This window comes from Dyadobacter bucti (genome assembly GCF_005869225.1).
In the GTDB taxonomy this organism is placed as follows: Bacteria; Bacteroidota; Bacteroidia; order Cytophagales; family Spirosomataceae; genus Dyadobacter; species Dyadobacter bucti.
The window spans coordinates 40,007-52,377 of the sequence record NZ_SWFP01000017.1; the positions used below are offsets into that span (position 1 = coordinate 40,007).

At 46.7% G+C, this 12,371-nt stretch carries 8 protein-coding genes and 1 pseudogene; all 9 read left to right on the forward strand.

Annotation, left to right across the window (positions count from 1 at the left end):
* The 9 genes and pseudogenes from FBF61_RS32355 (at position 1) to FBF61_RS32395 (ending at position 12,120) form a co-directional block, all read left to right on the forward strand.
* The gene (locus tag FBF61_RS32355; RefSeq protein WP_229215326.1) at positions 1-864 is read left to right on the forward strand and encodes a helix-turn-helix domain-containing protein; all 864 of its coding nucleotides are present in this window, start codon (positions 1-3) and stop codon (positions 862-864) included.
* Between the two features lie 85 nt (positions 865-949).
* Positions 950-1,810, forward strand: coding sequence for an NAD-dependent epimerase/dehydratase family protein (locus tag FBF61_RS32360; protein ID WP_138485137.1), 861 nt, complete (start codon positions 950-952; stop codon positions 1,808-1,810).
* Positions 1,811-1,918: 108 nt separating this feature from the next.
* Positions 1,919-2,959: an NAD(P)-dependent alcohol dehydrogenase gene (locus tag FBF61_RS32365; protein WP_138485150.1), complete on the forward strand. Its 1,041-nt coding sequence runs from the start codon at positions 1,919-1,921 to the stop codon at positions 2,957-2,959.
* A gap of 9 nt (positions 2,960-2,968) precedes the next feature.
* The gene (locus FBF61_RS32370) at positions 2,969-3,865 is read left to right on the forward strand and encodes a helix-turn-helix domain-containing protein (RefSeq protein WP_138485138.1); all 897 of its coding nucleotides are present in this window, start codon (positions 2,969-2,971) and stop codon (positions 3,863-3,865) included.
* A 117-nt stretch (positions 3,866-3,982) separates the two neighbouring features.
* Positions 3,983-4,261, forward strand: coding sequence for a hypothetical protein (locus FBF61_RS32375; RefSeq protein ID WP_138485139.1), 279 nt, complete (start codon positions 3,983-3,985; stop codon positions 4,259-4,261).
* A 379-nt stretch (positions 4,262-4,640) separates the two neighbouring features.
* The gene (locus FBF61_RS35435; protein ID WP_138485140.1) at positions 4,641-5,555 is read left to right on the forward strand and encodes a sensor histidine kinase; all 915 of its coding nucleotides are present in this window, start codon (positions 4,641-4,643) and stop codon (positions 5,553-5,555) included.
* Between the two features lie 427 nt (positions 5,556-5,982).
* Positions 5,983-6,417, forward strand: a pseudogene (locus FBF61_RS35205) (DUF5990 family protein).
* Positions 6,418-6,726: 309 nt separating this feature from the next.
* On the forward strand, positions 6,727-9,162 hold the full coding sequence (locus FBF61_RS32390; protein ID WP_166444678.1) for an ABC transporter permease: 2,436 nt from the start codon (positions 6,727-6,729) through the stop codon (positions 9,160-9,162).
* Positions 9,163-9,720: 558 nt separating this feature from the next.
* On the forward strand, positions 9,721-12,120 hold the full coding sequence (locus tag FBF61_RS32395) for an ABC transporter permease (protein ID WP_138485142.1): 2,400 nt from the start codon (positions 9,721-9,723) through the stop codon (positions 12,118-12,120).
* Positions 12,121-12,371: the final 251 nt, after the last annotated feature.

A 12,371-nucleotide genomic window follows, 5' to 3' on the forward strand; every position in this document is an offset into this window, starting at 1 on the left:
ATGCTAAATGAAGAAACGACTGGAATACCCGGACTGAATGAAGTGGACCTTCGACTTACAGGTTTTAAAGTTCATGCACTTCCGGAATCAACAGAAGTCCCGGTCAAAGCCGGGCGGCGCGACTTTTACAAAATGGGTTTGGTCAACGGCGACATGACCATTAATTATGGTGGTCAGCTACTGGAGATTAAAGGGACCGCACTCTTTTTCGTCAACCCGCAAGTGCCGCACGCGCTCGTTCGTCGTATCAACCGTACCAGTGGCTACGCCTGCATCTTTACTGAAACCTTCCTCAATGGACGGGAATTACAGGACTCCCCACTTTTCAGGGTCGGCGAAAATCCGGTTGTACCACTTAATGCAGAGCAAGCCGCATTTATGACTGGCCTTTTCGAGAAAATGCTGTCAGTATACGATGGCGACTATCTTTATAAGGGCGATCTGGTCAAAAACTACATTACGCTCATTATCCACGAGGCCCTTCGAATACAGCCCGCACAGCATGTCTCTACCTTTAGAAATGGCGAAAGCCGCATTTCACACCAATTCACTGACCTGCTCGAAAAGCAATTCCCGATTGAGCGCAGCGACGATCCGCTCCGCTTACGCAGTCCGCAGGACTATGCCAGACATTTAAGCGTACATGTCAATTACCTGAACCGGTCTGTCAGGGAAACGACGGGTAAAACCACTTCGGCGCATATATCTGCACGGATTATTGCAGAAGGAAAAGCACTGTTGCAACATAGTGACTGGAGTGTAGCCGAGATCGCTTACGCGCTTGGGTTTGAGTACCCTGCCTATTTTAATAACTATTTCAAACGCCTGACTGGTAGTACACCGAACACTTTCCGGAAGGTTTGAAAATCATAGTTATTGGATTGATATTGATTGGCTGTCCGCCCAGCTGCGGCCTAATTTTGCCTTATCATTATTAAATCATTCAACAATGAAAATTTTAGTAACAGGAGCGACAGGAAAAGTAGGCAGCCGTTTAGTGCCACGGCTCATAGCCAAAGGCTATGATGTATCAATATTGGTCAGGGACGTTGCAAAGGCTGGCAGTTTGATAGAACTCGGCGCGACACCTGTCACCGGCGATCTATTTGAACCAGCGACCTTGCCAGCGGCCGTTTCCGGCATGGATGCCGTGATCCATCTTGCCGCGTTATTCCGGACCTTTACAGATAATGAAGGTATCATCAAAACCAACCGCGAGGGAAGTATCGCACTAGCGCAGGCTGCACACGAAGCCGGAGTCAAACGATTTGTTTTTACCAGCACCTCTAATGTCTACGGTTCGGGATACCACCGCCCGGCAAAAGAAGACGAACAAGTGGATGTTAACGATCCGCGCGCTTACTCTTCCAGCAAGGTCGCCGCAGAAAGGGAATTGATCGGGATGCAGCAAAATCAGGGATTTGACGTCCGTATTCTGCGTCTTGGCTTTGTCTACGGTGACAAAGACCCGCACATCGCCGAAATTATCCCATATATCAAAAAGCTGAACATGCACTCTGGTTCACGCATGCACATGGTACATCACCTGGATGTCACGCAGGCACTGGTCCTGCTGCTCACCACCGAGGGATTGGATGGAGAGATCTTCAACGTAGCCGACGATGCACCCATCACTTTGTACGAACTGGCTGATTCTGTCGGAAAAGCAGCAGATACCTTTGATGGAACGGACGGGCCGCTTAACGACCCCTTCCATGGCATTCAGGATATTTCCAAACTTCGAAAGAAGACCGGCTTCCGGCCATTGGTGCCAAGCTACTACGTGGCCCGCGATCTTGATATTTTGTAGCCATAGACCGTGTGCTTAGCAGCGTTGGAAATTCGGATACCTTTTCCCCGGATTTGGATAATTGTGGCCGCATGCCGCTCCCTAAGTTTGCATCATAAAACAACTATGATGATAACAGCAAAAGGATATGCGGCGCAAACGGCAGAGAGCCCACTAGCGCCCTGGCAATTTGAAAGACGCGAAGTCGGCGCGCACGATGTACAGATCGAAATACTATACTGCGGGGTTTGCCATACCGACATTCACCTGACCCGCAACGAATGGTTTGAAGGGATCTTTCCGATGGTCCCCGGCCACGAGATCGTTGGCCGTATCAGTATGCTCGGTGCTCATGCCAGAAAGTTCAGCATCGGCGATCTGGGTGGCGTGGGCGTGATGGTAGATTCCTGCCGGGAGTGCCCTGACTGCAAGAACGGGCAAGAGCAGTTTTGCAGTGTAGCCCCGGTCCAAACCTACAATAATCTGGGCCACGACGGCCAGCCTGTTTACGGCGGATATTCCAATACCATTGTTGTCCATGAAGACTTCGTGCATCGCATTTCTGAAAAGCTCGACCTGGCCGGAGTTGCCCCATTACTTTGCGCGGGAATAACAACCTATTCGCCACTAAGGAGATGGAATGTAGGTAAAGGACATAAACTGGCTGTGGTCGGTTTAGGTGGATTGGGCCACATGGGCGTTAAGTTTGGGAAAGCTTTGGGTGCAGAGGTGACGGTGCTGAGCACTTCTCCCGGCAAAAAGGAAGCGGCTACGCAGCTCGGGGCTGATCATTTTATCATTTCCAGGGATGAAGCACAGATGAAAGCAGCCTTCAAAACATTCGACTTTGTGCTCGATACCGTTTCGGGCAACAGTGATGTAAATCCTTATCTGGCGGTTTTGAAAAGCAACGGTGTTTACGTTAATGTCGGGATGCCGGCCAAGCCTTGGGAGGTGAGCTCCTTTTCGCTGGCGACAGGCAACAAAGTCATTGCCGGGTCTGGCGCCGGAGGGCTGCCCGAAACACAGCAGATGCTGGATTTTTGCGCCGAGCACGGTATTGTTTCCGACATTGAGCTGATTGATATCAAGGATATCCATACTGCCTATGACCGTATGCAAAAAGGGGATGTCCGCTACCGTTTTGTCATTGATATGAAAACCCTGTAACTTCAATCAATGAACAAGCCATACCTCATCAATTCCATATCCGAGCAGCACAGGCTGCTCGGATTGCCTAAGCCTAAACATCCGCTGATCAGCGTATTCCGGCATGAACATGCTGATTACGCCAGCCTGGTCGATCTCCAGCATTTTACCCTCAATTTTTACTGCATATCCATCAAAACCGATTATGACGGCAGGTTGAAGTACGGGCATCGCCATTACGATTTTGACGAAGGGATGATGGCCTTTATTTCTCCGAACCAGCTGCTGATGAAACTGGATCCTGGATCCAAGCCGCCGGGTGGCATGACGCTGATGTTTCACCAGGATTTCATTGCAGGCACTTCGCTGGGTACCAAAATCCGGAATTTGGGCTTTTTCTCCTACGAGCTCCACGAAGCCCTTCATTTGTCGGAGCAGGAAGAGGAGAAGATCAAGGATCTTTTTGTCAGCATAGAGGCCGAGTATCAAAGCAGCATCGACCAATTCAGCCACGAAGTGATGGTTGCCCACATTGAGCTTTTGCTGCAGTATAGCAGCAGGTTTTATGCCCGTCAGTTTATCACGCGTAAAGTGGCCAATGACGAAATCCTGGTCCGATTGGAAGGTGTGCTAAACTGGTTTCTGGAATCGCAGAAACTGCTACCGACTGTACAACAGGTCGCCAAGGAGTTGAATGTGTCCGCCGATTATCTCAGCGATATGCTGCGGACAATGTCAGGACAAACTGCCCAGCAGCATATACACGCCCGGGTGATCGAAAAGGCAAAACAGTTATTGGCAACTACGAACCTACAAGTCAGTGAAATTGCCTATCAGATGGGCTTTGAATATCCACAATCCCTTCATAAGCTGTTCAAGAACAAGACCAACATGTCTCCCATACAGTACCGTGAAAGCTTGAATTAGATCATGAAGCCTTGATGTGTTGCGGGACGCGGTTTTCAATCAGATCCCCAAGTTTTGATACCGCATAATTCCGGACACGGTCGAAAAGTATTTTTAAAGCTTTAAAGTCAATGGAATATGGAACCCAAGGGTTGGAGGCTGTTGCTGGGATATTTGTATGCCAACCAAAATCAATATGCATTGGGGCTTGCATGCCTTTTTAAAGCTAATCCCCTGCTTGAACAATCCGGTGATGCGCAGCTCGCTCCGGAGGTTTTGATAGACATAGGCTATGCGTTTAATGCTTTAACGATGTATAAAAATCGCTTAGTTATTATATCAAAGCCATACACTTCGTGGACCATATCTAACAACTATCCGCGTACAGCGATATATGCTATCACCAACCTTAGTTAGCTGAATATTAAACTTAGGAATTTCAAAGAGGCCAATCTTCATATCAAACACATGACATGGCGAATAAGTGGGGGTATAAAAATGAATATTTAGATCATGAGATCCGGGGAGAGATACTCATGTATCAGGGTCAGCCCAAGGAAGCAATACCTCATTTCCATCTTGCCAATGAAGCTTACATAAGAGGAATTATACCAAAAATGGTTTTAATTTTGTGAATCTCTACATAGCGCAATGCTATTTGGCATTAGGGAATCTGAAAGAAAGTATTGCCTACGGATAACCGGCGTATGCAGGCTCATCCACCCTTATGATGCAGGAGTTACCCATAAAAGCAAGTTCGCTCTTAAGCGAGGCCTATGAGAAATCCGGGCAATGAATGGTGGCATACAAATATCTCAAACAATACCGTGCAGTTATGAAGGCAAATGAAGAGGAAGATCTGGCAGGTCGACCTTCAATGGCCGAAATAGAGGGCATTATTCAAAAAAGTGAGCAGGAAAAAGCTGCATTGGAGCGTGAAAAGCTGATTAAAGAAGCAGAACATCAAAACCAGCGTTGGTGGCTGATTAGAGCGGCCGGGATTTTGACTTCGGTATTTGTTTTGTTGCTTGTTTTATTTCGAAACTACCGCCAGAAGCAACGTGCCAATACCCTGCTGCATCGGCAAAAAGAAGAAATCGATTACCAGCGAGGCCAGGTTGAAAATGCGTTAACAGAACTACAAACTACCCAGGCCCAACTCATTCAAAAAGAAAAGCTCGCCAGTCTCGGTGAACTCACAGCGGGTATTGCCCACGAAATCCAGAACCCTCTGAACTTTGTCAATAATTTTTCCGAGGTGTCAGCAGAGCTGATCGATGAATTAAAAGAAGAAGCATTGGCCGGACATACACAGGACGTCATAGAGATCGCAGATGATCTCGCCGAAAATCTGCACAAGATCAATCATTACGGCGGACGGGCAAGCAGCATTATCAAGGGAATTTTGGAACATTCCAGGAGCGGTAATGGCGAGCGACTGCCCACCGACCTAAATGCCTTGACCGATGAATATTTACGCCTGGGTTATCCCGGCCAGAGTAGCAAAAGCAAGGAATTCAATTGCAAATTAGTAACGGACTTTGACCCCGATCTGGATGAAGTTAATGTTGTTCCGCAGGAGATTGAGCGGGTACTTCTGAGCCTTTACAGCAACGAATTTTACGCGGTTTTGGAGCGACAAAAGCGAAAAACTGCAAATTATCAGCCAGCCATCTGGGTAAGTACGCAGCTGATTGACAAGCAAGTATAGATTCGGATAAAAGACAATGGTGTAGGGATTTCGGGAACCGTAAAAGCGTGTACCTAACTTCTTTCACCTAAAGGTAGATCAGACAATTAAAGTAGATTTTAAAAAATCTGTAAGATGTGATTGGAAATGAAACATTAAAAAGCTGAAACGTGAAAAGATAAAGGGCTTAACTTGCCGTCCTATCAATAGTTGACAAAAGTCTTAAAAAACGTTGGATCAGTGCGATTGGTTTAAACCAGGATCAGTAATTGACGAGTATCCCACGTTAGAGCGTAATTGGTGACAAATATAATCACTGACGATTGTCAGCTATACGTCAGCCCTATGATTTTTGCACGCCGAGAAAATCCGGAAGGAACAAAATAACCCACCGGCATGGAGACGTGTTCGTTGTACGCCAATTAATGACTAACTTTTTCGAAAAAAGGTGGAATCAGAAATAACACTCCAAATCATCCTTATTAAACCCACGCCAAACGTAGTCTTTGGCCTGCAGAAGGGGGCTGGTATCAATTATGAAACGGTTCAGAAGCAGATTACCACATCCGACGATCTAACCTTTACGTTTACAATTAAGGTGAAGGGTGATAGATCAAAAGATAAACTTCCCAAATTGTCGGGCAGTTTTGTATAAGGTTCCGCAGATAATAAGTTTGTTTATATCGACATCGGAACATATGCCGGCCAATCTGATACGATCTGGTCGAGACGGATTAAAATACCATTAACAGGCATTACCTGGAAGGAAATCGATTCATTAACTGGCAACTCAATGCTGCAAACAAGTGTTCCGGGAACTGGCAGCGATGGGGGGCCAAACTGTGCGACAGTTAAACCTTTTGCAGGTTGGCATCTTAAATAAATATCCTCGACGGTACGCATTTAACTACCTCCAACAATTTCCGTCCGTTTTAGGTACATCACGTGTTCGGAATCGGACGAATAGCTAGCAAGCAATCTGTCAAAAAACCACATCAGACGCAAATAAGAGCGAATTTAGACAATTGGTACTTTTTTTGTTCCGAATTACAGGAGAGAATAATATAGCCCTGAAATGGGCTTTTCTGGCAAGGTGAAAACAACGGATGAAACCTCGACCCGTCGGTCACCCCGTAATGACTGGTCAACGCTACTAAGTACCATATACATCTCCTCTTTTAATAAGTACGCTATGCTACTAAATTATATCAAAATAGCTTACCGTAACCTGCTCACCAATAAGGGCTTTTCGGCTATCAACATCATCGGACTTTCGTTGGGGATCGCCTGTTCCATCGTGTTGTTCCTATTCATTCTCGATGAGCTAAACTTCGATACATTCAATAAAAAAGCCAGCCGGACGTATCGGCTGTACGTTCACAGTTCGATTAACAATGAAGAAGCGAACAATTCCAAGACGGCACCTCCGGCTGGCCCTACAATGGTGCAGCTGTTCCCAGAAGTGCTGACCCAAACACGCATCGGCTACTTTGGCGGACACGATTTGCGGTATAAAGACAAAATTTTCAAGGAAAACAGAATCTATGCTGTTGACTCCACCTATTTCGATGTGTTTACGCTTCCCTTTCTTCATGGCAATCCATCGATTGCTCTCAAAAACCCAAACAGCATTGTCCTGACCGAAACCATGGCCAGCAAATACTTCGGGTCGGAAAACCCGACGGGAAAATCGTTTCTGGTTGATGGGACAAATTCCTATCAGATTACGGGTGTCATGAAAGACTTTCCTGAAAAGTCGCATTTCCGTTGCGATTTCCTTTTATCGATGTCGACCTATCCCGAAGTTGATCAACAAGACTGGCTGCAAGGGGATTACTCCACATACATTGTTCTCAAAGAAGGGGCGGATCCTACACGGGTCGAGCGCAAAATGCAGCAAGCCATTCTCGAACGCTTAGGACCTGAGATCGAAAAAGCATTGGGCTTTTCCATGAAGCAATTTCTGGCCAACGGCAATGTATTTGAGTATCGCATGCAACCGTTATTATCCATTTATCTCCACGCAAAACGCCAATACAATATCGACCCCAATACCGAGTGGGGTGATATCCGAATTGGCGACAGTGTGTATGTGTATATTTTCTCGGCAGTGGCGTTATTTATTCTGCTGATTGCCGTCATCAATTTCGTCAACCTATCGACAGCCCGTTCCGAGAAACGCGCCAAAGAAGTAGGCATTCGAAAAGTCATCGGTTCGAGTCGCTTAAAACTAATTGGGCAGTTTACGACGGAATCCATATTGCTGACCAGCCTTTCGGTTATCATCGCGTTGGTCTTGGTACAACTCATGCTTCCCGCCTTCAACCAGGTAGCAGGCCGGCAGTTGACACTTCCACTTTTAACCAATGCATATGCCATTCCGGCGCTACTTGCTTTTACGCTCATAGCAGGTCTGCTGGCGGGAAGTTATCCGGCCTTCTTTTTATCGTCTTTTCGGCCGGTCGAGGTCTTAAAATCGGGCATACAAAAAAGAAAATCCTCGCTACGTAGCCTGCTGGTGATTACTCAGTTCTCGATATCCATTACGCTAATTCTGGGTATGATCATCATCCGAAACCAATTAGGGTATCTTCAGCATAAAGACCTGGGATTCAACAAAGAGCACTTGCTTTCTATTGATAATGCGAAGGTGCTGGGCGATAAACTCAAACCGTTTAAAGCCGAACTATTGAAAAATCCAGCCATACTATCGGCCAGCAACTCATCCCTATTATTTGCAAACGGTATTCCGGGAAGTGCTTATTTGTTTGGAAAACGGTCAGGTAATGATCCTGTTTTATGCCAGTTTCTAGATGTCGATGCGGATTTCGCGGAAACGTTTGCGGTGCCACTTAAAGTCGGGCGATTCTTTTCTGACGATCGGCTGGCCGACAGCACCGCTGTGGTCATCAACGAAGCGGCATTAAGAGCGTTTAAGACGAACGATCCGTTAGATCAGGTAGTCACCGAAATCGATGTAAATGGCCCTAAAACGTATAAAATCATTGGTGTTATAAAAGATTTCAATTATGAATCGCTCCACCGCCAGGTTCGTCCGCTGGTATTTCACCTCAGTCCCGTCCGGCAAGCCGCCAGTATTTTAAACATCCGAATTCAGCCTAATGCCACAAAAAGCGCGATTGATTACATAGAAGAAACCTGGCGACGGTTCGAAAAAGCGGAACAATGTCACTATTCGTTTTCAGATGAGCGGCTGGCCCGACTTTACAAAGCGGAACAAAATACGAGTATCATCGCAACAGTCTTTTCGGCCCTGGCCATCTTTATTGCCTGCCTGGGCTTGTTTGGTCTGGCCGTTTTCATTACCGAGCAGCGCACCAAAGAAATTGGCATTCGTAAAGTGTTAGGGGCCAGTATTTCCGAAATCCTGTTTCTGTTGTCGCGCCAATTTATTGCCTGGGTCGCCATTGCCATTCTGATTGCCTCGCCCATTGCTTGGTACGCCATGAGTCGATGGCTCGACAACTTCGCCTACCGCGTCGATATTTCGTGGTGGGTATTTGTTCTTGCCGGATTTCTGGCCATTGCCATTGCTATATTGACGGTAAGTTTTCAGAGCCTTAAAGCTGCGCTGATGAATCCTGTAAAGAGTTTACGGACCGAATAAAGGAAAATGTACTAAAGTTCAAACCCAAAAGACATTCACATAGCGATCATGCCTTTTGGGCCTTACTGGTTTGTATCTGCTTCATAAAACGTCCAAAATTTGCGGCAATCTGGAACTTTCTTTCAACCCATAATGCTCTACCAAAATTTACCAGAGAATTTGCTTTGTAGTCTTTAGTAGAGATTATCTGATTTTGATTTTTAAAATCCCTGGTAACTCCGAACCTTTCAGACTTTAATCTGGCTGTTACTCCAACGCTCCATTTTTTTGCCTTTCTGAGCGTATATATCAAGTTCCGATTGTTGCTTGACAGAGGGTGTTCAATAACTCAGTATACATCATCAGAACGCTGAAATGGGCATTTAAAAGCGCCCTGGCGTGAATTGGCTTTACAATTTCAAGTCCGAGGTCTTTTTGACTTTTTTAGCATCTGTTTAAGGAAATTGTATCCTCTAATTCCATTTGCAGGAGTTGTCGATCTCAATATCCAAAAAGTAACTTTATATAAAGTATAATTATATATTAAAGTTGTTTTAGCATAAAACAAAAACAACTCTTATGCTCGCACATTTCCTTTCATTTGCATGGCGCCGCATCTGGCGTGAAAAACAGGTAAACATCATCCGCGTCGCAAACCTGAGCATCGGGCTCGCCAGCGGTCTGGTGATTTTTCTGGTCGTCAATTATATGCTGACCTTTGATCGGTATCATCCGCATGTCGATCGTTCCTATTGGGTGGTAACTGATGTCCACAGGGAATCGACAAGGCAGACGGATGCTGCTCCCAGGCCATTGGCAGACGTTCTGCGCCGAACTTATCCGTTTGTCGAAAGTGCTGTGCGACTGGAAACCATCTTTGGCCGGATGATCAGCGTCCCTAACGGAAAAGGGGGATGGGCGAAAAAATTTAATGAAGCCCGAAATATGTGCTATACCGAGCCCCAGTACTTCGATCTCTTCGGCGTAGAATGGGTCAGTGGAAACCCTAAAACTGCGCTATCTACTCCAAATACAATCGTGCTCAGCGAGCGATATGCCGAAAAATACTTTAATACAACCCAAGCGGTAGGAAAAACGCTTCGGTTCGACAACCGCGTCGATCTCACGGTAACGGGAATTATTAAAAATCCCCCGGCAAATACACAACTGCGTTATGACGGGCTCATTTCCTATGCTACAATTCCCGTACTCGAATCGCAGACTGGCATACAGGATTGGCTGGGCCTTCAAAGCATGTGTTTTGTGCTCATGCGTGATGGTTCAAATACAGACCAACTGCTTGGCGCTTTGCGGGCCATCAAAAAGAAGCATTTGCCGCCAGCCGAATTGAGCCACTTTTCGTACCATATTCTTCCACTGGCAGAGCTGAACCACCAGCGTAGTGGAATGGCTCCCAGGGGAGTACTGTATGCTTTGGTCGCCGTTGGTCTTCTACTGGTAGGGGCTTCCTGCATCAATTATATCAATTTGGCCACGGCACAAGCGTTACAACGTTCGCGGGAAGTGGGTGTCCGCAAGGTTGTTGGCAGTAACCTGTTTCAGCTTTTAAAACAATTTATGATCGAAACCGGCCTGATCACCCTGCTTTCGGTGGCAGTGGCGTTGGTCCTGACACAGCTTGCGATGCCTCTTGTGAACCAAACCCTCAATGATCAGGACGAAACGCTTAAACCGTCTATTGGAATTTTGGACCTGGTAGAACCTAGCGCATTACTCTGGTTTTTGCCGCTATTAATTGGCGTTACTGTGCTTTCCGGGTTTTATCCGGCGATGGTGCTCTCTGGTTTCAATCCTGCCAAAGCACTCGCTGGTCGGTTAGGTCGCGGAGCCGGTGGACTGAATATCCGCAGGACGCTCATAACAGGTCAATTTCTGTTGACCCAATTATTTTTGATCGTCGTTTTGGTGATAACCACACAGCTGCGCCACATTCAAAAGATAGATTGGGGATTTCGTCACGACGGGATGCTCGCCATATGGCTTCCTCGGCAGGCGCCGGTCCAATATGAAAGGTTGTTAAGCGGATGGCAACGCATACCGGGCGTTGAATCGATCACCTTCGCAAGCGATCCACCGGCATCACAGTACAATCGTCCCGCATCTTTTAGTTATCACACGGCAAATAAACCGGAGCCATTCGAAACCCGGGTTAGGGCTGTTGATGAGAAATATCTTGGGGTTTTTGGGCTGACACTTGTCGCAGGCCGCAATTTCGAAACGGCTGACACCACCGGACAACAGGTGCTGGTAAATGAATCCATGGTAAAAAGACTAGGTCTTTCTTCACCGGCCCAGATCATCGGTAAGCGGATGCGGATCAAAGATGCGGACCGAACCATTGTGGGGGTAGTGAAAGATTTCCGAAGTGGCGACTTACATTCTCCGATAGTCCCGGCTACCTTAATCCACGATCTCAAACACACGGCGATGGCAGTGCTTACTTTCACTTCAAGCCAACAAAAGCTGCCTGAAAAAGCAATACAAAGTACCTGGGATCAAGTTATGCCTGATCAGCTGTACAAATCCTCGTCCGTCGAAGGACTTATGAAGTCATTCACGAAGATGGAAAATCTATTGGCCGGATTCGCGCAGATCTTTGCCTGCATTGCTATTGCCATGAACTGTCTTGGTCTGTATGGCCTTGTGACTTTTATGGCTGAAACCCGTGCGAAAGAGATTGGTATCCGTCGGATACTTGGCGCACGTACGGCACAAATGTTATGGATTTTTGGAAAGGAGTTCAGCAGGCTAATGGCAATCGGTTTTGTATTTGCCGCTCCGCTTGGCTGGTGGCTGGCTTCTGGCTGGTTGCAGCAGTATGCGCACCGGATCCAGATTAACGGTTGGCTATTTCTCGCAGCGGTTGCCTCAATGGCCATTATTACCACCGCAACAGTACTTGGTCATGCACTAAAAGCCGCTGTTTCCGACCCAGTGAAATATTTGAGGGCGCAATGAGGAAGTACTAACATAAGGGCTTCGCACCGTCGGAACTTGCAATTCGCAATGTTTCGGCGGTCGCCCTGCATTACAGTGTCTAGAAAATGAGGGATTTATGAGATAAGTGACTTATTTCAGTTCCTTGAGGTGGCTCCCGAAAGCGGCACACATTTTTGCACAACATGATGCAAAATGGGAGTTCAGAAAGAGAGCAAAACCCGAAAGAGTTATGATGCTGAGTTTAAGCAGGAAGTAACGAGAATGTTGGC